Origin of the sequence: Antrihabitans stalactiti (genome assembly GCF_012932915.1) — a bacterium.
GTDB lineage: Bacteria > Actinomycetota > Actinomycetes > Mycobacteriales > Mycobacteriaceae > Antrihabitans > Antrihabitans stalactiti.
Map to the genome: position 1 here is coordinate 420,974 of NZ_VCQU01000005.1, position 21,032 is coordinate 442,005.

Annotated in this window: 23 protein-coding genes; 9 read left to right on the top strand and 14 right to left on the bottom strand. The window is 63.8% G+C overall.

The genetic code is table 11. The features are described from left to right. Window positions 1-12: 12 nt before the first annotated feature. Complete coding sequence (locus tag FGL95_RS17080) at window positions 13-720, top strand: class I SAM-dependent methyltransferase (protein ID WP_169588933.1); 708 nt, start codon at window positions 13-15, stop codon at window positions 718-720. On the opposite strand, the gene FGL95_RS17085 is transcribed toward FGL95_RS17080, so the two are convergent. The 4 genes from FGL95_RS17085 to FGL95_RS17100 all read right to left on the bottom strand — a co-directional run bounded on the left by FGL95_RS17085 (window position 701) and on the right by FGL95_RS17100 (window position 4,443). After that, on the bottom strand, window positions 701-1,576 hold the full coding sequence (locus FGL95_RS17085) for a patatin-like phospholipase family protein (protein WP_169588935.1): 876 nt from the start codon (window positions 1,574-1,576) through the stop codon (window positions 701-703). The genes FGL95_RS17080 and FGL95_RS17085 overlap by 20 nt on opposite strands. A gap of 189 nt (window positions 1,577-1,765) precedes the next feature. Further along, a complete protein-coding gene (locus FGL95_RS17090; RefSeq protein WP_169588937.1) occupies window positions 1,766-2,650 on the bottom strand; it encodes an alpha/beta fold hydrolase in 885 nt (294 codons plus the stop codon). Between the two features lie 16 nt (window positions 2,651-2,666). Next, complete coding sequence (rpiA, locus tag FGL95_RS17095; RefSeq protein WP_169588939.1) at window positions 2,667-3,311, bottom strand: ribose-5-phosphate isomerase RpiA; 645 nt, start codon at window positions 3,309-3,311, stop codon at window positions 2,667-2,669. 40 nt (window positions 3,312-3,351) lie between these two features. After that, the gene (locus FGL95_RS17100) at window positions 3,352-4,443 is read right to left on the bottom strand and encodes a winged helix DNA-binding domain-containing protein (protein ID WP_169588940.1); all 1,092 of its coding nucleotides are present in this window, start codon (window positions 4,441-4,443) and stop codon (window positions 3,352-3,354) included. 55 nt (window positions 4,444-4,498) lie between these two features. Here FGL95_RS17100 and FGL95_RS17105 point away from each other — a divergent pair, with 55 nt between their 5' ends. Continuing rightward, entirely contained in the window at window positions 4,499-4,729 is a 231-nt protein-coding gene (locus FGL95_RS17105) for a hypothetical protein (RefSeq protein WP_169588942.1), read from the top strand. A gap of 51 nt (window positions 4,730-4,780) precedes the next feature. On the opposite strand, the gene FGL95_RS17110 is transcribed toward FGL95_RS17105, so the two are convergent. Further along, on the bottom strand, window positions 4,781-5,137 hold the full coding sequence (locus FGL95_RS17110; protein WP_169588944.1) for a hypothetical protein: 357 nt from the start codon (window positions 5,135-5,137) through the stop codon (window positions 4,781-4,783). 144 nt (window positions 5,138-5,281) lie between these two features. Beyond that, window positions 5,282-5,611, bottom strand: coding sequence for a hypothetical protein (locus FGL95_RS32020; protein ID WP_206071953.1), 330 nt, complete (start codon window positions 5,609-5,611; stop codon window positions 5,282-5,284). A 395-nt stretch (window positions 5,612-6,006) separates the two neighbouring features. On the opposite strand from FGL95_RS32020, the gene FGL95_RS17120 reads away from it, so the two are divergent. Continuing rightward, window positions 6,007-6,369, top strand: coding sequence for a YciI family protein (locus FGL95_RS17120; RefSeq protein WP_169588946.1), 363 nt, complete (start codon window positions 6,007-6,009; stop codon window positions 6,367-6,369). Further along, complete coding sequence (locus FGL95_RS17125; protein WP_169588948.1) at window positions 6,366-7,589, top strand: RNA polymerase sigma factor; 1,224 nt, start codon at window positions 6,366-6,368, stop codon at window positions 7,587-7,589. The genes FGL95_RS17120 and FGL95_RS17125 overlap by 4 nt, the downstream gene beginning before the upstream one ends. Here FGL95_RS17125 and FGL95_RS17130 read toward each other — a convergent pair. Further along, on the bottom strand, window positions 7,586-8,851 hold the full coding sequence (locus tag FGL95_RS17130) for a serine hydrolase domain-containing protein (RefSeq protein ID WP_240963067.1): 1,266 nt from the start codon (window positions 8,849-8,851) through the stop codon (window positions 7,586-7,588). The two genes, FGL95_RS17125 and FGL95_RS17130, sit on opposite strands and share 4 nt — an antisense overlap. Before the next feature lie 132 nt (window positions 8,852-8,983). Here FGL95_RS17130 and FGL95_RS17135 point away from each other — a divergent pair, with 132 nt between their 5' ends. Both FGL95_RS17135 and FGL95_RS17140 read left to right on the top strand, forming a co-directional pair. Then, the gene (locus FGL95_RS17135) at window positions 8,984-10,117 is read left to right on the top strand and encodes a methyltransferase (protein WP_169588950.1); all 1,134 of its coding nucleotides are present in this window, start codon (window positions 8,984-8,986) and stop codon (window positions 10,115-10,117) included. 105 nt (window positions 10,118-10,222) lie between these two features. After that, window positions 10,223-11,071 (top strand): Bax inhibitor-1/YccA family protein, encoded by an 849-nt coding sequence (locus tag FGL95_RS17140; RefSeq protein ID WP_338079902.1) that lies wholly within the window; start codon window positions 10,223-10,225, stop codon window positions 11,069-11,071. Window positions 11,072-11,214: 143 nt separating this feature from the next. Here FGL95_RS17140 and FGL95_RS17145 read toward each other — a convergent pair whose 3' ends face one another. Then, window positions 11,215-12,432, bottom strand: coding sequence for an acetyl-CoA C-acetyltransferase (locus FGL95_RS17145; RefSeq protein WP_169588953.1), 1,218 nt, complete (start codon window positions 12,430-12,432; stop codon window positions 11,215-11,217). Window positions 12,433-12,440: 8 nt separating this feature from the next. Next, the gene (locus FGL95_RS17150) at window positions 12,441-13,442 is read right to left on the bottom strand and encodes an SGNH/GDSL hydrolase family protein (protein ID WP_169588955.1); all 1,002 of its coding nucleotides are present in this window, start codon (window positions 13,440-13,442) and stop codon (window positions 12,441-12,443) included. 97 nt (window positions 13,443-13,539) lie between these two features. On the opposite strand from FGL95_RS17150, the gene FGL95_RS17155 reads away from it, so the two are divergent. Then, window positions 13,540-14,925, top strand: coding sequence for a cystathionine beta-synthase (locus tag FGL95_RS17155; protein WP_169588957.1), 1,386 nt, complete (start codon window positions 13,540-13,542; stop codon window positions 14,923-14,925). A gap of 3 nt (window positions 14,926-14,928) precedes the next feature. On the opposite strand, the gene FGL95_RS17160 is transcribed toward FGL95_RS17155, so the two are convergent. Beyond that, on the bottom strand, window positions 14,929-15,636 hold the full coding sequence (locus tag FGL95_RS17160) for a VOC family protein (protein WP_338079896.1): 708 nt from the start codon (window positions 15,634-15,636) through the stop codon (window positions 14,929-14,931). Window positions 15,637-15,735: 99 nt separating this feature from the next. Here FGL95_RS17160 and FGL95_RS17165 point away from each other — a divergent pair, with 99 nt between their 5' ends. Further along, the gene (locus FGL95_RS17165; protein WP_169588959.1) at window positions 15,736-16,290 is read left to right on the top strand and encodes a PadR family transcriptional regulator; all 555 of its coding nucleotides are present in this window, start codon (window positions 15,736-15,738) and stop codon (window positions 16,288-16,290) included. Between the two features lie 2 nt (window positions 16,291-16,292). Here FGL95_RS17165 and FGL95_RS17170 read toward each other — a convergent pair whose 3' ends face one another. Beyond that, complete coding sequence (locus FGL95_RS17170) at window positions 16,293-17,462, bottom strand: acyl-CoA dehydrogenase family protein (RefSeq protein WP_169588961.1); 1,170 nt, start codon at window positions 17,460-17,462, stop codon at window positions 16,293-16,295. Between the two features lie 132 nt (window positions 17,463-17,594). On the opposite strand from FGL95_RS17170, the gene FGL95_RS17175 reads away from it, so the two are divergent. Then, complete coding sequence (locus FGL95_RS17175; RefSeq protein ID WP_169588963.1) at window positions 17,595-18,629, top strand: alpha/beta hydrolase; 1,035 nt, start codon at window positions 17,595-17,597, stop codon at window positions 18,627-18,629. A 60-nt stretch (window positions 18,630-18,689) separates the two neighbouring features. Here the strand turns inward: FGL95_RS17175 and FGL95_RS17180 are convergent, their stop codons facing one another. The 3 genes from FGL95_RS17180 to FGL95_RS17190 form a co-directional block, all read right to left on the bottom strand. After that, the gene (locus tag FGL95_RS17180) at window positions 18,690-19,229 is read right to left on the bottom strand and encodes a dihydrofolate reductase family protein (RefSeq protein ID WP_169588965.1); all 540 of its coding nucleotides are present in this window, start codon (window positions 19,227-19,229) and stop codon (window positions 18,690-18,692) included. A gap of 65 nt (window positions 19,230-19,294) precedes the next feature. Then, window positions 19,295-19,708, bottom strand: coding sequence for a hypothetical protein (locus FGL95_RS17185; protein ID WP_169588967.1), 414 nt, complete (start codon window positions 19,706-19,708; stop codon window positions 19,295-19,297). Between the two features lie 31 nt (window positions 19,709-19,739). After that, entirely contained in the window at window positions 19,740-20,984 is a 1,245-nt protein-coding gene (locus tag FGL95_RS17190) for a GGDEF domain-containing protein (protein ID WP_169588969.1), read from the bottom strand. Window positions 20,985-21,032 lie beyond the last annotated feature (48 nt).

The following is a 21,032-nucleotide window of genomic DNA, read 5'->3' on the forward strand; positions in this document are numbered from 1 at the left end:
GAGTATCGATTTATGACCGAACATCGTCCACATTCAGTAATTCAGTCGATGGGGAACACCCACGATTACCTTCCTGCCGCAGGTCGAGACGGGTTGCTCCCGGCGTACGACCTCATCACGCGCCTCTTCGGCATGCCGAAGGTCTACGAGGCGCTCGTCGCACAGGCCGACCTCACCGTCGGCCAGACGATTCTGGAAATCGGCTGTGGCACAGGGAATTTGACCCTGCGCGCGAAGCGGAGTTGCCCGCGGGTCGAGATCGTCGGATCCGATCCCGACCCACGGGCATTAGCCCGCGCCGAGCGAAAGGCACGCGGCCTGAACGGGATTCGCTTCGACCGTGCCTACGTGCAGCAGCTTCCCTATCCGGATGACGCGTTCGATCGGGTGCTGTCGTCGATGATGTGGCATCACCTCGCCCCCGACATCAAGGCCGCTGCCGCTGCCGAAGTACTCCGTGTTCTTCGTCCCGGCGGGACTCTGCACATCGTCGACGTCGTCGGCGCTGCCGGGCCGCATGCCCACCTTCCGAAATGGTCGAAGCACGCTCCGCACGCGAACATCGAACCAGACGGCATTCCAAACCAGTTGCGCGCACTTGGCTTCGAGTGCACCGAAGTCGAATCGGTGCAACGACGTTTCATCGGACGGCTCGCGTTCTACCGCGCCACGAAACCGGCGCTTCGTGATGTCGAGAACGTCAACGCCAGAATTCGCTGAGGCGCTCGGCGAGGCCACTGCCTTGGTCGTACCCGGCACGAGCAGCGGGCGGGCGTAGCGAGAGATCCATGGCATTGGTGCCGAACATGTGCTCGGACTTGCTGTCCGGGAAGATCGTTTCGACTTTGCTGCCGCCCGCGCGGAGTTCGTCGACCTGTGTCGCCAGATGCGTTCCCCACTCCTGCGGCCAGAGTGACCGTCCGCCGAACGGTGACAGCACGAGCACGCGTTCGTATCCCGCCGCCAGATCGGCATTCTCGGCGTTGGACCTGAAGCCACCGTCGAGATAACGACCGTCGCCGATCCGGTAGGGAAGGCCGCTGGAACAGCTGGCAGCAACGGCATCCGCCAAGTCGACGCCACTGTGGCGGTCGAAGACAACCGATTCGCCGGTGTAGGCATCGATTGCCGTGATGAGGACTTTTCGTTGCGGCCACTCCTGGCTGGGCAACCGAGCGGCGACGGTGGTACGCCACTGCGTGTGCCAGGATCCGTCCGAAGCCGCGTCGAGGTCGAGCGCCGACGCGCCCAATCTGCGGCGCACGTCGGCCGCATCCGCAGCAGCGGCGATGATCTTGCCGATCCGCTCCATGTGGTTCACGACCGGCCTGGTCGGAGCCGGTCGCTGCCGCTGCGGGACAGCGGCAACGGTGACGGCGAACAGTTCGGTCGGGCTGGCGGCGGCAATCTGGGCGGCGGCCGTCGAGCCAGCTGACGTTCCAATAGTCAGGTCTGCTGTGGTCACGTCCAGTCCGGCTGCGAAGAGACCCGTGATGACGCCGATGAGCCAGGCGTTGCCGGTCGATCCGCCGCCGCCGAGGACCAAGGCTCGAGTTGAAGAAGATGTTGTGTTCATGGGAGTCGCCTTTCGCGAATAGCGTTGCCAGGCGCTCCCAATGGCGACTACCTCAGCCGCGCGATCGTGGACTGCAGGGGAGCGCCCACTGTGGATACTGCGTACATGGGTCTCACCTCCTGTCGATGGTGCACGATCGGCACGAACGCTAGCAGCGACCGTGTGAGCGGGCAATCGAATTACCGCTGACTACGCGCCCAGTTCGTCGGCGGCGATGGCGAAGATGTCGTCGCCGGCACCGATCGCTACGAAGTGGCCAGCGCCGTCGACTGGATGCCACACAGCTCCGGGCATCCGATCCGCCACGGCTTTGTTGATCGGATCGGGCACCAGTAGGTCGTCCAAGCCTTGCCACAGATGGACTTTCCGTTCGATGGTCGTCACATCGAATGCCCACCGCCGGTACAGCGGGATGGCGTCGCGAACCAAGCCGTCGGATCCTTGCGCGAAGCATTCGACGGTCGCCTCGTAGAAGTCGGATTCGACATCCGGCCGACGCGCGATCTCCTGGTCATAGCTGTTGACGGCTTTGTCCAACTGGCTGAAATAGGTCTTGCGATAGTGTTTTGCGGTGAGGCCGAGTGACTTGTACATGAGGCGGAAGCCGGGAGTGAAGCGGAGTGCCAGGGTTCCGCCCATTGCATCGATCTTCGAAAGGTACTGCGCTGCAGAGTTATCCCCGAACGTTCCGTAGCTTGCGCCGGCAATACTACTGACGTGACGCAATCGGCGGGGGTCGATGTATGCCGCTGCTGCCAACGCCCACGGGCCGCCTTCCGACCATCCCGTCACACCGAATTCGCGGTATCCCAACGCATCGGCGACGATCGTGAGGTCGTCGGCCCAGCCGGCGAATGTGCGTTCCTTCTGGGGACTCGATCGACCAATTCCTGGTCGGTCGACGCCGACGAACCGCAACTTGTATTTCGCAGCGAAGCGTGCGAAAAGCCGTGCCTCGAGACGACTGCTCGGTCCGCCGTGATTGTGCAGAACGAGCGGTCCGTCAGGATTGCCGACCTCGGTGTACCCGAGGTCACGACCGTCTGGAGTCAGTACCGTGGGGGTCTCTCCCATAGCGATCACCGCGAGCTCACCACACCTTCGGCGGTTCGGTCCCTTCGATCACAATGTCAGCAGGGCGACGGGCGAACAAGCCGACTGTCACGATGCCAGGGATTTGATTGAGCGATTGCTCCAAGGCGAGGGGGTCGGTGATCTGCAAGCCGTGCACGTCGAGGATCGCATTGCCGTTGTCGGTGACCACGCCTTCGCGTAGTCGAGGGTCGCCGCCGATTTTCGTAATCGCCCGTGCAACAAGGCTTTGCGCCATGGGGATCACTTCGATCGGCAACGGGAACTTGCCGAGCACGGGGACGCGCTTGCTGGGATCGATGATGCAGACGAACTTTTCGCTCGCCTCCGCGAGGATCTTTTCGCGAGTCAGCGCGGCACCGCCGCCTTTGATGAGGAATTTGTTCGGGTCGCATTCGTCTGCGCCGTCGATGTAGATCGAGAGCGGGCCGGTCTCGTTGAGGTCGAGGACGTCGATTCCGTACGACTGCAGATGCTCTGTGCTCTTCACCGAACTCGACACGGTGCCCGCGATACGGTCTTTGATCCTGGCCAGGGCGTCGATGAAGTACGCGACGGTCGAGCCGGTTCCGACGCCGACGATCATCCCGTCCTCGACGTATTCGATCGCCTTCTCCGCGGCGAGGCGCTTTCCTTCAGTCATCTGGCGATCCTCTCAGGTGCGGCGGGCCGACGTTACCAAGTCATGCGATCTCGACCTTGGCGGCCTCGGCGTCTGCGGCAATGAAGCCGAGCAGGCGCAGGCCCTCCTCGTCGACCTCGTCGCGCTCGCTCGAGGTGAACGGGCGCAGCGGGTCCACCCGGACGATCGCCGCGCCGTCTTCGCGTCGAAGCCGCCAATTCGCGTGGTAGCAACCGTCGATGAGCACGGTCCCCATCGACGCCCCGTTGCCGGGTGGCAGTGGTATGCGCCGCCGGTCCGGGTTGACGCGGGTCCGATCGGCATGAGACAGGAAGACGTTGTCGTACTCCGGTAGAAACCGAACGGGCGCAGGCGTTTGGGGGTCCGGCAGCGGTCCGTCGGGGATGTCGAACAGCTCTGCGCCGTCCTCGCTTCGGAACACGCGCAAGCCTGGTCGCAGCCGCTCGAGCACTTCCCGCAACCGCGTCAGCCCGGACCAGGTCTGTGCATCGAGCACGGATGCGGGTCCGTATGCGGCGAGGTAGCGCAGCACGATCGAATCGACGGGTCTCGCCTCGGGCGGGCGGCCCAACCACGACTCCATCGTCGTCATCGCCGCCGGACCGTTCGTTCCCCAGATCCCACGGGGCGTGATCTGAACGGTCGGTACGAGGTAGCTGACGGCGTACGCGAGCGCGTCCGCATCTGCCGTTGGCCATCGCCGCGTCAACACATCACGGATCTCGACTCGCGTACCTGGCTGCGCAGCAATGAGTTCCGCGCCGGCCTGTGCCACCGTGTCGACATCGATGCCGTCGAGTTGCCGCTTGAAGTGGCCCTGCAACTCGCGTCGAGCCAGTCCGTCCAGGAGTGGTCGGACGGCGAGGCAATCTGCGGCGGTCATCAGATGAACGGTGCAGCGCATCATCAATGCCCGGGCGACACGCCGTTCGTCCGTCAGGCGACTCAGTTCTTCGGGGTCGAAATCGATTATCCGAGTCCATAATCCGACGTACGCGGCGAGCGGTGCCTGGGCTTGCATGCCGACGAGGTGATCGATGACGTCGAACGCCGACGCTGTTGTGGGGCGCAATAGGTGCTGGCGCTCGAGCAGCGCGCGACCGAGCGCGCGCTGCGCGACGACCTCCGTCATGCCCTGAGCTTACGAAAGAAGGTCCGTACGTCGGCGAGCCGCACCGACAGGTGAGTTGGGGGCGGCGTTGGTACTCGTCGGGTGGGACACCGAGCGGGCCGCGACAGGTCCGATGCCGCCTCAGCCGAGATCCGCGCAGAAGCTAGAGGTCGGATCCGACACACCGCACATGCTGACGCTGTACATCGGTCTGCTGGACGTCGACTTCGACATCATCGACGCCCCCGGCTTCGCCGTCCATCTACGCACGATGGCCGGCCGATTCGAGCTCGTAGCGCGGACCTGAACTGTGCGCGAGTTTTACCCCGCTAGGGGTGAGACGCGCGCACAGGCACAGCTAGCTACCGAGTGCGGAAAGCAGGCTCTGGAGCGGGTTGAGCGGCACAAGCGGCTGCAACGGCTGGTAGGGCTGGTATGGCTGGTATGGCTGGTACGGAGGTTGCCACGGTTGCTGCGGTTGGTTGAACGGATTGAACGGGTTCCACGGCTGCCACGGACGATAAGGATCGAACGGGTTCCACGGCTGCCACGGCTCGTTGTTGGGGTAGTACGGGCGATCTACATTGGCGACCCCGGGGGTGTCAGCCAATGCGGGACCGGCGAATGTCGCTATGGGAATCGCGACGATTGCTCCCGTGATAGCAACCTTGGCGACGAGCTGCCCAGCGGCCTTGAGACCTAGCTTCGTATTCATATTCGTCCTTCCGGTGTCCGACTTGTCCAGCATCGCACCGAGTTACGCCGACCGCTAGAGAATCTGGGTCTCAAGATCGCAAACTGTGCGCGAGTTTCGCCCTGGCAGGGGTGAAACTCGCGCACAGTCGGGGTTTTTCGGCGCTTAGGCGCTGCCGAAGCCCAAGGGACTGAGTCCGAGGCTGGACAGGAGGCCCGGAAGGCTGAAGCCCTGAGGCTGCTGTACCGGCGGCTGCCATTGCGGTTGCTGCCACTGCGGCTGTTGCCATTGCGGTTGTTGCCACTGCGGCTGCTGCCAATTGTTGTCGTGGTGGTCGCGATCATGATGATCCCGATCCACGTTCGTGACACCAGGTGTGGTGTCGGCCAGCGCAGGTCCGGCGAGTACCGCCATGGGGATCGCGACCATTGCTCCCGTGATGGCAACCTTGGCGGCGAGCCGGCCTGCCCCCTTGACGCCCAACTTCGCGTTCATCTTGGTCCTTCCGTTTCTCCAAGCACGGCACCGTGTGGCACCGATTTCTATCGAACGCGTTGTCGCTGGCCCGGGGCTGGCAGGAACCTGGCAATGGGCTCGAGATGGCAGTGTCGGTCGGGAAGTTCGCCGGATGGATCGGAAGTCGGCGGCCAATCGCGCTGTGCACATTTGCCAGCCTTATCGAAACCACTCCGTCCCAACCGAATTGGGGTGCAGGTGGCCCGAGTGGTTCGGGTACTCGAACGTCGCTGCGGCGGAACCGAAATCGGCTCATCCTCATTCCGGTTCGGCTAGATCGCATACGGTGACTGGTGGGATGTCGAGAACCGCCCGCGCGCTCCGACCCAATGGTGAGCGCGCCCAATCAGGGTGCCGATCGAGGGAGTGACCAGATGAAATACATGATCATGATGTTCGGCGATGCCGCCACGATGATGGAGCAGAAGTCGCCCGAGTGGATCAGAGACATGGTCGCATTCATGCGGACGCTCAACGAGGATCTCGCCGCGTCGGGCGAACTTGCCGGTGCCGAGGGGCTCGTCGATTCGACGCAGGCAAAGACAGTGCGCATCTCCGACGGCATCGCCGTCGCCACCGACGGACCGTTTGCCGAGGCGAAAGAGTCGCTCATCGGATTCTGGCTCGTCGACGTGGAAAACGAAGCTCGTGCGCTCGAAATCGGCAAGCGGATCGTCGATTTCACCAAGGAGCCTTTGGAAGTCCGCCAGATCGGCGAAGAGCCACCGGTCATTTGAGCCCGGACAGATCGATCGACGACCTGCTGCGCGAACTCGCGCCGCAGGTCCTCGGCACGCTCATCCGCAGGCATGGACAATTCGACGCATGTGAAGACGCCGTCCAAGAAGCACTGTTGGCGGCGTCGCAGCAATGGGTCGACGACGGCATCCCGGACAGCCCGAAATCGTGGTTGATTGCGGTAGCCAATCGCCGTCTCGTCGACGAATGGCGCAGTGAAAGCGCGAGACGGCGGCGAGAAGAGACAGCCGGAAACCTGGAACTGGCAACGCAATCGCAGCCGCAGCAGGAGGACGACACGCTCATGCTGCTGTTCCTGTGTAGCCATCCCGCGCTGTCGGTGCCGTCGCAGTTGGCCTTGACGCTGCGCGCGGTCGGTGGCCTGACGACCGGTGAGATCGCGAAGGCGTTCCTGGTTCCGGAAGCGACGATGGCGCAACGGATCAGCCGGGCGAAGAAGACGATCAAAACGGCAGGTGCGCAGTTCGCCATGCCGCCGGACGCTGAGCGAGCGGAGCGGTTGCGGGTCGTCCTGCATGTGTTGTACCTGGTGTTCAACGAGGGCTACACGACCAGCTCGGGCGAGGTTGCGCACCGAACCGACCTCACGTCCGAGGCCATCCGACTGGTCCGGATTGCCGCGGCTGCGATGCCCGACGAAGGCGAAGTCGCGGGTTTGCTTGCGCTGATGCTGCTCACCGACGCCCGTCGTGCGGCGCGCAGTGATTCCGATGGATTTCTCGTTCCGCTCGACGAACAAGATCGCGGGCTGTGGAATTCGGATCAGATCGATGAGGGGGTTGCAATCATCACGGCGACGCTGGGCAAAGGGCCGGTCGGTCCGTATCAGATGCAGGCCGCGATTGCCGCCGTGCACGACGAAGCCCGGACCGCGAAAGACACGGACTGGGCGCAGATTCTCGCGTTGTACGACGTGATCGACAGCCGATGGCCTAGTCCGGTGGTCACGCTGAACCGTGCGGTCGCGGTGGCGATGGTCAATGGTCCGCGTGCGGGTCTCGCGGTGCTCGGCACGCTCGACGACGACGACCGAATGGCACACAACCACCGGCTCGAAGCCGTGCGCGCGCACCTGCTCGAGCTCGCAGGCGAACCCGTGCCCGCGCGCGAGTCGTATTTACGCGCAGCACGAATGACGGCGAGCATTCCCGAGCAGCGCTACCTGTCCCTACGCGCGGCCAAGCTGCGCCCGCGTTAGGCCGATCGCTGTGGCCTGAACGGTACGACCGTACCGGGCGACCTAGCCGCCCGAGCAGCGCGAACCGCATAGGGCGCCAACCGGAATCCGATCGTCTGATCGGATGCCAGGTACCTGAGATCGGGTAGCCGGTTGTGGACGAAGCCGATTGCGAGACGGCTGTTTCGATCAGCCCAACCCATCGACCCGGCGAGTCCGACGTGGCCGAACCCGCGCTGCGCACCAGGTACCGGGATCGAGTGGTAGCCGAGCCGCCACGCAAACGGGAGATACAAGGTCCGGTCCAATTGCCGGGTCTGTACGTGCGCGAGTTGCCGGACGCGTTCGGCGGACAGGAAGCGTCCGTTGGGGGACTGGCCGTCGCAGGCGATCGCGCTGTAGATCGCGCCGAGCGCGCTCGCGGTCACCATGGCGTTTGCAGCAGGCATCTCCGTGTCGAGGATCCGCGGAGAGTCGACGTCGAGCAGGCTCTCGAAGCCGGGGACGAAGACGGTCCGCATGAACGCGCCGAGCGGTCCGGGGATGGTGACCGTACGCGGCGCGAATCTGCGACCGGCCCGGCTGTTCATAGCTCCCATCGATCCCGCGAAGCTGGATGCGACGGTCGGTGCGCCAGCCGGCGGGGTACCGAGGTAGATGCCCTCGACTCCGAGCGGGTGTGCGATCTCGGTGCGGAAGAGTTCTGCCATCCCTTTGTCGGTGACGGACCGAGCCAGGCCGGACATCAGCCAGCCGTAGGTGAGGGAGTGGTAGGCGGGCCGACCCAGCAACACACTCGGTTTCGCCGCCGCGAGCCGTTGCTCCATGAGGCGATGGTCGAGCAGTTCGTCGGCATTGGCTGCGAGCGAACTGAGTTCCGACAGTCCGGCGCTGTGGCTCATCAATTGGCGGACCGTGATTCGCGATTTACCGTTCGCACCGAATTCGCGCCAGTACTCAGCGACGGGGGCGTCGTAGTCGATGAGTCCACGATCTGCCAGGCGGTGGATGACCGTCGACGCGATGCCCTTGGACGCGGAGTACGGCATCGCGGCAGTATTGCTGTCCCACAATGTTTTTCCGGCTCGGTCCGAGGTTCCCGCCCAGATGTCGACGACCTGCTCGCCGTCGAGATAGACCGCTAATGCGCCGCCGCCGCGACCGCGGGCAAAGTGGCGAGCAAACGCCGTCGCGACGGATCCGAACTTGGGATCAGCATGTCCGCCGACTCCTGGGGGGAGTGCGAACTCCTTGCCTCGATCAGCCATAGCCCTATTGCGCATGCGCTATCACCTCGTTGTGATATCTGTAGTCGTCGTTGACTACGGTTGTGGCCAGTCTGGCACAGGGCACGGTCGGCGGCCAGGCCACGCGCGGTGGTCACAGGCTTTGCCGAGGTAGCGCACACTGATGCAGTGATAAATGTCGAGGATCTGTTCGGCCAACTACGGCGTCGCCCCGACGTGGAAGCAGCGAACCTGTTCGCCGTCGATGCGGCAGATCGCCTCATTCTCGACCTCGCCGCCGACGATGTCGATGCAGCCGCTCCGGGCGCGTTGGCGGTGATCGGCGACAGCTACGGTGCGCTCACTCTGGGCGCTGCTGCGCGGTTCGGGTCCACCGGAATTCGGGTTCACCAGGACTTCGTTACCGGTGAGCAAGCGCTCGTCGCCAACGCGGCCGATGCAGAGCTGACCGGGGCTTTCCGGCATTGCGGCCTGAACGAGGACCTGCTCTCGGGCGCGACCGTCGTGCTGATGCGGTTGCCACGCAGTCTCGCCGAGCTCGCCGAAACCGCCGACGCGATCGCGCGCTTCGCCTCGCCCGAGGTCAAGGTATTCGCAGGCGGTCGTGACAAGCATCTGACGCCGGCGATGAACGAGGTCCTGGGTCGGTCGTTCGAGGTGGTCCAGCCCAGCCGTGGTCGACAGAAGTCACGCGTTGTCGTCGCCGCGACCCCGCGACCAGTCGGCGAGCCGGAGTTTCCGGTGAGCGCGCGCGAGGCCGACATCGACATGGAGATCGTCGCGCACGGAGCGGTTTTCGCCGGTACCAAGCTCGACCTGGGAACGCGCTTTCTGCTCGACTTCCTGCCGAAGATGAAGCGCTACGCCGAAACTGCGGTCGATCTCGGTTGCGGCACAGGCGTTCTCGCCGTTCAACTGGCACGGCAACGGCCGACACTGCGGGTGGTCGGTGTCGACGCGTCGGCTGCCGCGGTTGCCTCGACCTTGGCGACCGCGGAACGAAATGGCGTGGCCGACCGGGTCACCGCGGTCCGTGACGATGCGATGTCGTCGCTGGCAGACGGAAGTGTCGATCTCATCGTCTGCAATCCGCCGTTCCATGTCGGCGCTGCGGTGCACACCGGTCCGGCGTTGGGGATGTTCCGTGCCGCAGGCCGTGTGTTGCGACCCGGCGGAGAGCTGTGGACGGTGTTCAACTCGCACCTCAACTATCGAGGAGTGTTGGAACAATCTGTCGGACAAACCGACATCATCGGTCGCAATCCGAAATTCACCGTCACAAGGTCCCGCCGCGACCGGTAGAGTCCGAATTGTCCGTTCGTTTCCCCCAACGGGAACTCGCCTGGGCGTTGCATCGTTCAATCAGTAAGAATCGCTGCTATCGAGCTACGAGAAGGGATGAGTAAGGTGCGCACCTCCAGCAACCCGGTGTTCCGCAACCTGCCGCAACAGCAGGGCGGTGGATATGCCAACTTCGGCTCTGCGGCGGCAGGTGCCGGGCAATTCACCCAGCAGTTCGGCCAGGGTCAGCAATACGCTCCGCAGGATCAGTGGGCGCGTCCGCAGACTTCGCGGTCGATGACCATCGACGACGTCGTCACGAAGACCGGCATCACGCTCGCCGTCCTCGCAACCTCGGCGCTCGTCTCGTACCTCCTCGTCAACGGCAACTCGGGCCTCGCGGTGCCGTTCATGGTCGGCGGCGGTCTCATCGGCTTCGTTCTCGTGCTGATCGGCACGTTCGGCCGGAAGATGGACAACCCCGCTCTCGTGCTCTCGTACGCCGTCGCGGAAGGTTTCTTCCTCGGCGCGGTATCGCTCGTCTTCAGCGAGTACGTCAGCGTCGGCGGTCCGGGAATGATCGGTCAAGCGGTCCTGGGCACGTTCGGCGTCTTCGGCGGCATGCTGATCGTCTACAAGACGGGCGCCATCCGCGTCACGCCGCGCTTCACTCGGATGATCATCGGCGGCATCATCGGTGTCTTCGTGCTCATGCTCGGTAACTTGATCGCAAGCTTCTTCACCGACGGTGGCTTCGGCCTCCGCGAGGCTGGACCGATCGGAATCATCTTCTCCCTCGTCTGCATCGGCCTCGCGGCATTCAGCTTCTTGCTGGACTTCGACGCTGCCGACCAGATGATTCGCCAGGGCGCTCCCGAAAAGGCTGCCTGGGGCGTGGCATTCGGCCTCACCATCACCTTGGTCTGGCTCTACGTCGAGATCCTTCGCCTGCTGAGCTACTTCAACAGCGACTAGCAGTCCCTGACACACAGAACGGCCCCGCGAAAGCGGGGCCGTTTTGCTTACCTCTCTGAGACCGCCGAGCGGGCGGATTTGCAAACATCGCCTGAATCCGCCCGAGACGCGACGCGCAAAACCGCCCCCTCGACGACGAACTTTTAGCTGAGGCGCTCCAGAACCATCGCCATGCCCTGGCCGCCACCGACGCACATGGTTTCGAGGCCGAAGGTCTTGTCGTAGGTCTGCAGGTTGTTGAGCAGCGTGGCGGTGATGCGAGCGCCGGTCATGCCGAACGGGTGGCCGAGGGCGATGGCGCCGCCGGAGACGTTCAGCTTGTCCTCGTCGATCTTCAGTTCGCGAGCCGAACCGAGCACCTGGACCGCGAAGGCTTCGTTGATCTCGAACAAGTCGATGTCACCGATCGTCTTGCCCGCCAACGCCAGCGCCTTCTTGGACGCCTCGATGGGACCCAGGCCCATGATCTCGGGGGACAGGCCGGTGACCGCGGTCGACACCACGCGGGCCAGCGGAGTGAGGCCGAGTTCCTTTGCCTTCGTGTCGCTCATGATGACGATTGCAGCTGCGCCGTCGTTCAGCGGGCAGGCGTTGCCAGCGGTGATGGTTCCGTCTGGACGGAAGACCGGCTTCAGCTGGGAAACCTTTTCGTAGGTCGTGCCCGCGCGCGGACCGTCGTCCTTGGACACGACAGTTCCGTCGGCCAGGGTGACCGGAGTGATCTCACGCTCGAAGAAGCCTGCGTTGATGGCTTCCTCGGCCTTGTTCTGTGACCGCACACCCCAGTGATCCTGGTCTTCACGGCTGATGCCGGTCAGCTGGACGACGTTCTCGGCCGTCTGGCCCATCGCGATGTAGGCGTCGGGGATCAGGTCGTCCTCGCGCGGATCGTGCCACGTCACGCCGCCGAGTGCGGCTGTCGCGGTGCGGGCTTCGGCGTCGGCGAACAGCGGGTTCTTGGTGTTGGGCAGGCCGTCGCTGCTTCCCTTGCCGAAGCTCGACACGGTCTCGACGCCGGCGGAAATGAAGACATCGCCCTCGCCTGCCCTGATTGCGTGCATCGCCATGCGGGTGGTCTGCAGCGACGACGAACAGTAGCGGGTGATCGTGGTTCCTGGGAGGTGGTCGTAGCCGAGCTGGACGGCGACGACGCGGCCGAGGTTGTAGCCCTGCTCGCCGCCGGGGAGACCGCAGCCCAGAATCAAGTCGTCGATTTCGGTGGGGTCGAGCGCGGGCACCTTGGCAAGTGCGGCCTTCACCATCTGCGCGGTCAGGTCGTCGGCGCGCATGCCCACGAGTGAGCCCTTTCCTGCGCGGCCGATCGGTGAGCGTGCGATGGAGACGATTACGGCCTCAGGCATGTGAGCTCCTATTTGTGTGTGGGCCCGACGCTTGAATTCGCGGGCGCAAGTCTCGAAACCGAATCTACGTTGCCCTCGTGGCGCCGCAGGAACCGGTTCGCCGACTCCGTCGCACGGCTGATCAGGCGCCGACTTTCGGCGGCTTCGGACAGGGTGGGAAGTGTCGGAAGCGGGCCGCCGCGCCACTCGCCGAGTGCACTCGCGAGGACGGGCAGAACGAGCTTCGCGGCCAGTTCGTAGCCGGCGGCGGAGGGGTGGAAACCGTCCGAGGAGAACATCCTGTCCGGTGCTGCGAGGAACTCGGGTGAGAGCAGGTCGGCCATGGCGACCGGATGCCCGCCTGCTGCTGTTGTCTCCGCGGATTGGGCACGCGCAAGTAGCAGGCCCCATTCCCGCACCACCGTGCGGAGCGGCTGGGGGATGGCGGTGACGATTCCAAGGTCCGGGCACGTGCCGACCACAACGACGGCACCGCTTTGACGCAGCCGTCGCACCGCGTCGCCGAGGCGCTCGGCGGAGCGTCCGATCGAGTGCTTCTTGGTGACGTCGTTTGCGCCGACGAAGATCACCGCAGCATCCGGCGGTCGTCCCGCGACGAACATCGCGTCGACCTGGCCCTTCAGCCCTTTCGACGTCGCGCCCGAGATGGCCTTGGTGCTCAGGCGGATTCGTTTTCCAGTTTCTTCGGCAAGACCACGCGCAATCCGCACTCCAGGAACTTCGTCGGCGACGACGCAGCCGAGCCCCGCAGCCGTCGAATCGCCGAAGATCATCAGGTAGATGTCGTACTGAGCGCCCATGCGCCATGGTTCGGGTTTGCCGCTGCCCGCGACGTAAATGCCGTCCGCTTCAGGCGGTTTCGCGGTGTTGCGGCCGATCACTCCGCGCGCGGCGCTCGCCTGCGACATCAAGTGTTTGTACGCGGCCCACGACACCGTCCCCGCGCTCGAGCCGGCAACCACGGTTGCAGCTCCGGTGGCTACCGCGGTTCGCCATCCCGTGACAGACATTGCTGATGCACCTTTCGAAATCGGTCAGGCAACACAAATCTAACCGCTTTCGACCGCCTCCGCCCGGAGGTCCCGCGCACTCTGGGAACATGGGGGCATGCGCATCGCAGATCACATCACCGATCTCATCGGCAACACACCCCTGGTCAAGTTGTCCTCGGTAGTCGGAAGCAACGCAGGCCTCGTAGCCGCGAAAATCGAGTACATGAATCCGGGCGGGAGCTCGAAAGATCGAATCGCGGTGAAGATGGTCGACGCCGCCGAGAAGTCGGGCGCGTTGAAGCCGGGCGGAACGATCGTCGAGCCGACGTCCGGCAATACGGGAATCGGTCTTGCCCTCGTCGCGCAGAAGCGCGGCTACAAATGCGTTTTCGTGTGCCCGGACAAGGTGGGTGAGGACAAGCGCAACGTCCTCAAGGCCTACGGCGCCGAAGTCGTCGTCTGCCCGACCGCCGTGGCACCGGAGCACCCGGACAGCTACTACAACGTCTCCGACCGCTTGGTCCGTGAGATCGAGGGCGCCTGGAAGCCGGACCAGTACTCCAACCCAGGTGGTCCGGAGAGTCATTACGAGACGACAGGTCCGGAGATCTGGCGAGACACCGACGGTAAGGTCACGCACTTCGTCGCCGGAGTCGGCACCGGCGGCACCATCACTGGCGCAGGGCGGTATCTGAAAGAGGTATCCGGCGGCAAGGTCAAAGTCGTCGGGGTGGACCCCGAAGGCTCGGTGTACTCGGGCGGCACAGGTCGGCCGTATCTCGTCGAAGGTGTCGGCGAAGATTTCTGGCCATCGGCGTACGACGCCAGCATTCCCGACGAGATCATCGCCGTATCCGACGCCGATTCGTTCGACATGACGAGGCGGCTGGCTCGCGAGGAAGGACTCTTGGTCGGCGGGTCGTGCGGCATGGCGGTCGTCGCGGCGATCGAAGTTGCCGAACGGGAAGGACCGGATTCGCTGGTCGTCGTGCTGCTGCCCGACGGTGGCCGCGGCTATTTGTCGAAGATCTTCAACGACAAGTGGATGTCGTCCTACGGCTTCCTCCGCACGCGACTCGACGGCAAGACCGACGTGCCGACGGTCGGCGACGTGTTGCGCGGCAAGTCGGGCGAACTGCCGGCCCTCGTGCACACGCACCCGTCGGAGACCTTGCGCGACGCGATCGAGATCCTTCGCGAGTACGGCGTATCGCAGATGCCGGTGGTCGGTGCCGAACCACCCGTCATGATGGGCGAGGTGGCAGGCAGCGTCTCCGAACGCGACCTGCTCTCGGCGGTGTTCGAAGGTCGTGCGGCACTTGCCGATCCGGTGTCGAAGCACATGAGTGCCCCGTTCCCGCTGATCGGCGCGGGCGAGCCGGTGAGCGTCGCGACGAAATCGCTGGGTGAGACCGACGCCTTGATGGTTGTCGACGACGGCAAGCCGGTCGGCGTGATCACCCGGCACGATCTGCTGGGTTTCCTCAGCGGCGGCGCGTAACAGTCACTGCCACTTCTGCACGTTTTCCACCGACTGGATGTCTTTCGCGACGAGCGTACGGTCCTCGTCCGAGAGTTCGATTTTTTGCAGTTCGGTGAGGTACTCGCGAGAGCGTTCGGGTTCGTTCTTGGCACTGGCGATTTCGGCGAGCGCGGCTAGGGCACGGACCCTGTCGACCGCCGGAGCGTCGGGGCCGAACCGCGCGAGACCGACTTTCAACACTCTCGACGCCGCTTTGTCGTCGTTCTTGAAGTCGCGCAGGATTCGGGCATTGTCGACGACCTTGGCCAGCCCCGTCAGCTCCTTCGAGCCGCCGTACTCGAGGTCGGTCGGCTCGTCCCGTTGGACGTAGAGCACCGACGTTCCGGTTGGATCGACGATCGTGAACCTGCTTTGCCCTTCCCGAAATCGGGTGATGCGGGGTGTTCCTTTGGCGGGAATCTTGCCGTAGTGACTGCGCAAAGCCGCGGTGAATTCACGGTGGTAGGTCGCGACGTCGTCGACCATGATCAGGCATCTGCTTGCCAGTGCGCGGGCGTCGACATCCTTTGGCGGCGAATAGAAATGCAGGTCGAACGACCCGCGCCGGACGGCGCCGTAGAGGTACGGCTTCGTCTGCTCGTAGGTCACCTCGAACCCCAGGGTTTTGTAGAAGGCGAGAGTTTCGTCGAGGTCTGCGCAGGGGAGCATGGGGATCGCAGTTTCGTTCACATCGACTCCTGGTAATCAAGTTTGATTAGACAGGCTAGCTCCCAGTTTTGCCGGAAGTCAAACTTGACTACCGACGGGGGAGTGACACACACTCCTTCCATGTCAGCAGTGCGGCTGCTCGTCCTGGGAGTGATCCGACAGCATCAGCCGGTGCATGGTTACGCCGTGCACCGCGAGCTGGCGTCGTGGCGCATCGAGACATGGACGAACGTGAAGCCGGGTTCGGTCTATCACGCTCTGAAGCAGCTCACCAAGGAAGGAAGGTTGCGCGAAGCAGGCACGGAAGCGAGCACCACGGGCCCGGGGCGAACGCTGTACGAAGTCACCGAGGCGGGGGAGTCCGAATTCGTCGAATTGCTCGAAGCAGCGCTCGTCAGCATCGACATGGAGGAACTCGGCGCAGGGATTGCGTTCATGCAAACGCTGCCTCGCCAGCAGGTCATCACGTTGCTGCAGGAACAGCGTCGCCGCAGCGTCGAAGCGCGTGACAGTTTGACCGACATGAAGGCGACGTACCCCGACGCTTACGAGGCTCCCCACTCGCGCGACCTGCTCACGCTGTGGAGTGGGTCGTTTTCCGCGATCGCCGCTTGGACCGACGACCTCGTCGGTCGCCTCGAAGCCGGCGAATACCGCATGGCGGGGGAAGGCTGACCTCAGCGGAAGGCGCTCGACCCCGTCAACGCCTGACCGATCACCAGCTGATGGACCTCGGCCGTGCCTTCGTATGTGAGCACCGATTCGAGGTTGTTCGCGTGCCGGAGCACCGGGTACTCGAGGGTGATTCCGTTCGCACCCAAGATCGTTCGGCATTCTCGAGCGATCTTGATTGCTTCGCGAGTGTTGTTCAATTTGCCGACGCTGACCTGTTCCGGACGCAAGGTTCCGTTGTCTTTCAGGCGACCCAGGTGCAGGGCAAGCAGCTGACCCTTGCCCAATTCGACCGCCATGTCCGCGATCTTGGCTTGGGTCAGCTGGTATGCGGCAAGCTTCTTTTCGAAGACGTCGCGAGTCTGGGAGTACTCGATGGCCGATTCGAGACAGTCACGAGCGGCGCCCATCGAACCGAAGATGATGCCGAAACGGGCCTCTGACAGGCAGCCGAGCGGTCCGGCGAGACCGCGGGCGTCGGGCAGCAAAGCCTCTGCTGGGAGTCGGACGTCGTCGAAACTCAGCTCGGCGGTGATCGACGCACGCAACGAGAGCTTCTTGTGCATCTCGCGCGAGGTGAAGCCCGGGGAATCGGTGGGGACGATGAAGCCCCGAATTCGGTCGTCGGTCTGAGCCCACACGATCGCGATGTCGGCGACGGTCCCGTTGGTGATCCACATCTTCGAGCCGTTGAGTACCCAGTCCGAACCATCCTGGCGAGCGCGAGTACGCATGCCGCCGGGGTTGGAGCCGAAGTCGGGTTCGGTCAGGCCGAAACAGCCGAGCGTCTCGCCTGCCGCCATGCCGGGCAGGTAGCGCTGCTTCTGCTCCTCTGTGCCGTACTTGTAGATCGCGCTCATAGCGAGTGATCCCTGGACCGAGATCATGCTGCGTGCGCCCGAATCGGCGGCCTCGATCTCCAAGCAGGCGATACCGTACGCCGTTGCCGACGTGCCTGCGCAGCCGTAGCCGTGCAAATGCATGCCGAACAGGCCGAGTTTGCCGAATTCCGGCGCCAGGTCGCGGACAGGGAAGGTGCCCGATTCGAACCAGTCCGCGACGTGCGGACGGAGGCGTTCGGCGGCGAACTTGCGTACCGTCTGCGCGATCTCGCGCTCTTCCGGTAACAGAAGCGAGTCGATTGCGAACAACTCATCGACGGTTTGCGTTGTCATATATGCAAGATACGACAAGGCCTCTGTTGACCAATCGTCAATAGTTGAGAAATGGGCGAGAGTGCCCTACCGTGATGCGACAACATCGGACAAGCGTCCAGGACGCTCGTTCGGGATCCTGAAAGGGCCATCATGCCGCAACGACGCGGATATGCAGCTGGTCCGACGCGCAACAGCGCGTCGGTCGAACCCGTGACCACCCACTTCGGTGGTGGCAGTCCGGTGTCCAAGATCGTGGATCGCGTACTCCGAAGCACGGTGAAGCCGGTGATCTCCGTGTGGTCGAAGGCACCCGACCTGCCGTGGCCCTACGCCGTCGTCGACTACTTGGGTCGCCCCCTCACACGAGTCCGCGGCACGACTGTGCGCTCGATTCGACTCCGCAACTGCAACGCCGAGATCGTCACGCCTCCAGGAGAGGCGCCCGTCCGGACGATGCTCTACCTGCACGGCGGCGCCTTCCTCGTCGGTGGCCGTCATCTCCATCGGCAGCTGATTTCGAGGATCGCCGATATCACGCGTTCGTCGGTGCTCGCCGTCGATTATCGGCAGATGCCGAAACACGCTGTCAGCACGTCGGTCGAGGATTGCGTCGACGCGTACCGGCATCTGCTCAGTGAAGGCCACGCGCCGGAGGACATCGTCATTGCGGGCGATTCGGCTGGCGGCTATCTCACGTTCATGACCGCGATTGTCGCGATCGAAGAAGGACTCCCGGCGCCCGCCGCCCTGGTGGCGCTCTCACCGTTGACCGATCTCGAGATGGCCGACAAGCTCGGGGCGCCGAGTTCCGAGACGTGCTCGATATTCCCTCGCCACACCGCCCCCGCTCTGTACGGGATGTATCAGGCCATCGAGACGCGGTCCGGGTCGAAGCGTCGCACCGGCAGCGCGTCGCCGGTCGATTGCGACTTGCACGCATTGCCGCCGACGCTGATCCAGGCGAGTACCACCGAGATGTTGTATCCCGATGCCATGTTGATGGCACAGCGGTTGATGGAAGCGGGCGTCCCGGTGGAATTGCAGACCTGGGACGGCCAGGCGCACGTCTTCCAAGCAGGCGCAGGCATCATGCCCGAAGCCGCGCACGCGGTCGCCAACATCGGTGAATTCATCGAGCGGGTCATGCCGGTCGGCGCCGCAGCCGATCTGCGCGCGATCGGCTGACACCCACCCAGGGTCGTGAGTCTTTTAGGAGTCCAGAGACTCCTAAAAGACTCACGAGGGTCAGGCGGGACCGTAGTTCAGGTGCGCCACGCCGTTGGCGTAGACCTCGCTGTCCTTGAGAGCGAGCTTCACACCGTCGCTTCCGAACAGCCGTGCACCTTCGCCGAGTGCGACGGGGTAGACGAACAGGTGCAGGTCGTCGACGAGACCCTCCTGCAGCAAGGCGCGAACGAGAGTCCCGCTGCCACTGATGTAGATGCCGCCGTCCGTCTCGTCCTTGAGCTTGCGGATCGCATCGGCGTCGTACGCACCGAGTCGCGTGGAGTTGGCCCACTCGACATTCGGTTCCTGCGAGCCGACGACGTACTTCTGGGTCTCGTTGAAGAACGGTGCGCCCGGATCCTCCTCTGGCGTGCGTGTCGACCACGCGGGCGCGAACATCTCGAACGTCTTACGGCCGAGCAAGATCGCCTTGGACGTGCTCGTGAACGCGCCGATGGCTTCGCCCATCTTCGGGTCGAAGCCGTATTCGGCTGTCCAGGACGGGTTTTCGAACACCCCGTCCAGTGAGATGAACTCGTGAACTGCGATGGTGCCCATAACAAATCCCCTCGATCAACTTCTGCCCGATACAGACCACCGAAATATACAAGTCGGTGTCGAGCCTAGGTCGGGGTGATCTGAGCACCCGTCCGGGCTGCAACGGTCGCCACGAAATTGTTGTGCGCTCGCCCAACCAGCGGACCGTACTGGAATAGCCGCGAACGGATCCCGACGTCGATGCGACTGCCGTTCGGAACCGAAGTGACGTCGACCGGAAACAAGAAACCCCAGGAGAAGAACGAGGGCGTCGTCGCAAAGACGGCCCCGAACGGGCCTACGTCGTGGACCTGATAACCCGTCAGGGGTTGCTGCGTCAGCGCGGCGACGGTCTGGCCGGGCTGGATAGGGGAGTGCAAGACGATGCGTCTGTTGCCGATCGTGGTTTTGCCGACCTTTCCCTTGCGGCTGAACGCGATCGAATAGCAGACGACCAGATAGAGCGCCGCGACAACCAACGCGACGTAGATGAAAGTCATTTTGCCGATCCCCTCTCGTATGAGAAGAAATCTATCGTGTGCGTCGGTCCGCCGCGGTGCGGCGCTCGATGCCGCTGCGTCGTTCGAAACCGCTGCGACGATCGCGCCGAAACCCGTGACCCTGCGGCAGCTGTGACAGCGCGACCTGGTGGACCTGGCCGTCGTCGGACGGTAGGTCGACACCCGATAGGTCGGCGACGACGCAGTCTCGACCGAGGCGCTTCGCCTGATACATCGCACGGTCCGCGGCCGCGACCATCGCATCCAGGAGAGCGGGTAGTCGATGCCTGCTTGCGACGAACTCGGAGCCCGATATGCAGGAAACTCCGATACTGACGGTGACTGGAGCGGTCTCGACGGGTGCGGCGAGTGCTGCGCGAATCCGTTCGGCCACCGCCTCCGCGTTTGCTCGCGGCAACACGTCGACGAGGACGAATTCCTCGCCACCGAAACGCGAGAGTACGGCGCCCCCACGGATGACGGACTTGATTCGCCGTGCCGATCGGATCAGGACCTCGTCGCCGACCGCGTGCCCGTGCTCGTCGTTGACGTTTTTGAATCGGTCCAGATCCAACACCATCACGACGACATCGACGCCGCCGGACCCCTCGGGGAAAATCAGGTCACCTGCGTGCAGGTACAGACCTCGCCTGTTGAGCAAGCCCGTCAGCGAATCGACCAGCGAATTGTCGGCGTCGGACCGAACCATCCAGAAGCCGATCTGCAACGCGGGCGGTGCGGCGACGATGATCACGAGCGATGCGATGGTCTGCGCGATGGCCAACGCGGGATCACCGTCAGGTCCAGTGCCGACAGCGATCGCGAAGAGCGTCGCCGACGCGAGCACCCACACGGAGTGCGCCGCGAGCATCCGAGGACCGTGGAAGAAAACGACATACAGCGAGATCAGGACCAGCGAGTTCAGTCCGTACATCCCGACGAATCGGTCGCTGTATTGCCAACTCACCGTCGTGATTCCGACGTCGGCGCAGGCCACGAACAGAATCGACATCCGCCGCGACGGCCAGCCGTAGATCGCCCATCGTGCCGCAAAAACCCCGCCTGTCACCGCGGACCCGCCGACGATCGTCTTGCCGATCACCCCGTGCGGACCCGCAGGTGTGAACAGCATGACGACCGCGACGGTGCCCAGAGCGAACGCGCAGAGAGTTACCAGCCAGCGAATGGATTGCTCCATCGATCGAGGCTCGAAGTAATCGAGCACCCACCGATAGTCCGCTCGCGAAGTCCACCACTCCCGGACCAATGCAAGCATTCGATGATCTTGCCCGAATACCTTCCGAAAGTGGTAGCAACTGACGCA

Coding starts and splice junctions, on each gene's coding strand:
- FGL95_RS17080 (WP_169588933.1), top strand. CDS start 13: ATGACCGAACATCGTCCACATTCAGTAATTCAGTCGATGGGGAACACC.
- FGL95_RS17085 (WP_169588935.1), bottom strand. CDS start 1,576: ATGAACACAACATCTTCTTCAACTCGAGCCTTGGTCCTCGGCGGCGGC.
- FGL95_RS17090 (WP_169588937.1), bottom strand. CDS start 2,650: ATGGGAGAGACCCCCACGGTACTGACTCCAGACGGTCGTGACCTCGGG.
- rpiA (WP_169588939.1), bottom strand. CDS start 3,311: ATGACTGAAGGAAAGCGCCTCGCCGCGGAGAAGGCGATCGAATACGTC.
- FGL95_RS17100 (WP_169588940.1), bottom strand. CDS start 4,443: ATGACGGAGGTCGTCGCGCAGCGCGCGCTCGGTCGCGCGCTGCTCGAG.
- FGL95_RS17110 (WP_169588944.1), bottom strand. CDS start 5,137: ATGAATACGAAGCTAGGTCTCAAGGCCGCTGGGCAGCTCGTCGCCAAG.
- FGL95_RS32020 (WP_206071953.1), bottom strand. CDS start 5,611: ATGAACGCGAAGTTGGGCGTCAAGGGGGCAGGCCGGCTCGCCGCCAAG.
- FGL95_RS17120 (WP_169588946.1), top strand. CDS start 6,007: ATGAAATACATGATCATGATGTTCGGCGATGCCGCCACGATGATGGAG.
- FGL95_RS17130 (WP_240963067.1), bottom strand. CDS start 8,851: ATGCGCAATAGGGCTATGGCTGATCGAGGCAAGGAGTTCGCACTCCCC.
- FGL95_RS17145 (WP_169588953.1), bottom strand. CDS start 12,432: ATGCCTGAGGCCGTAATCGTCTCCATCGCACGCTCACCGATCGGCCGC.
- FGL95_RS17150 (WP_169588955.1), bottom strand. CDS start 13,442: ATGTCTGTCACGGGATGGCGAACCGCGGTAGCCACCGGAGCTGCAACC.
- FGL95_RS17155 (WP_169588957.1), top strand. CDS start 13,540: ATGCGCATCGCAGATCACATCACCGATCTCATCGGCAACACACCCCTG.
- FGL95_RS17165 (WP_169588959.1), top strand. CDS start 15,736: ATGTCAGCAGTGCGGCTGCTCGTCCTGGGAGTGATCCGACAGCATCAG.
- FGL95_RS17170 (WP_169588961.1), bottom strand. CDS start 17,462: ATGACAACGCAAACCGTCGATGAGTTGTTCGCAATCGACTCGCTTCTG.
- FGL95_RS17175 (WP_169588963.1), top strand. CDS start 17,595: ATGCCGCAACGACGCGGATATGCAGCTGGTCCGACGCGCAACAGCGCG.
- FGL95_RS17180 (WP_169588965.1), bottom strand. CDS start 19,229: ATGGGCACCATCGCAGTTCACGAGTTCATCTCACTGGACGGGGTGTTC.
- FGL95_RS17185 (WP_169588967.1), bottom strand. CDS start 19,708: ATGACTTTCATCTACGTCGCGTTGGTTGTCGCGGCGCTCTATCTGGTC.
- FGL95_RS17190 (WP_169588969.1), bottom strand. CDS start 20,984: ATGCTTGCATTGGTCCGGGAGTGGTGGACTTCGCGAGCGGACTATCGG.